General features: G+C 63.4%; 1 protein-coding gene. It reads right to left on the reverse strand.

Annotation, left to right across the window (positions count from 1 at the left end):
• A partial coding sequence (locus tag ACK8OU_RS20375; protein WP_410305147.1) for an IS66 family transposase zinc-finger binding domain-containing protein occupies positions 1-743 on the reverse strand: 743 nt, incomplete at its 3' end.
• Positions 744-797: the final 54 nt, after the last annotated feature.

The following is a 797-nucleotide window of genomic DNA, read 5'->3' on the forward strand; positions in this document are numbered from 1 at the left end:
ATCCAGTCGGCCAGAACCGACCGGTCGATCGGCACCCCGTGCCGCGCCATCACCACGGCCTGCCGGTTCAGCGGCATGTGTTCCGAATGCTTGGACACGGCGATCTGCGCGAGCAGCGCCTCTGTCGGCCAACTTCCTTCCAGCAGATGCGCGGGGGCTTTGGCTTGCACCACGCCTGTACGCCCCTTGGGGCAGGCGTATTTCGGGCGCACCGTGACGATGACCTGATAGCGCGCGGGAATGTAATCCAGTCGTTCGGTCCGGTCCTCGCCGATGCGGACCATGTCGCCGCAGCCGCAGGGGCACAGGATGCTGGCCGGCTCGATCACCCGCTCGACACGCGGCAGACTTTCGGGCAGCGCCCGCGCCTTGCGGGGCGCGCGCGGCTTGTGCTTCTCGGGATCACGTTCGCTGGCAGCGATCTTATCCTCGACATCCGCGATCTGCGCCTGTGTCTCGGCAATCGCGGTTTCCAGATCTTCCAGCGCCAGTTCCAGCTGCGCGGGCTCCAGTTTTTCCGATTTCGGTCCGAACTTCGTGCGCCGGTAATCCTGAACCTGGCCTTCCAGCTTCTCGATCAGCTCCTTGAGCTCGGTGATGAAGGCCTCCTTCTCGGCCACCACCGCCTGTTCATGCTGGCGCGCCGCACGTTCGACCGAAAGCTCGAACTGAACCGCCGCAAAGGCCTTTACCACCTCGGGCGGCAGGTCAGGGAATTGACTGAGATCGAAGGTCTGCGACATGCGCTTTCCTACCCGATCCGGCACAGAAAGCCCAACAAAACAAAGACAAAACTC

This window comes from Pontitalea aquivivens (genome assembly GCF_046507575.1).
Lineage (GTDB): Bacteria > Pseudomonadota > Alphaproteobacteria > Rhodobacterales > Rhodobacteraceae > Pontitalea > Pontitalea aquivivens.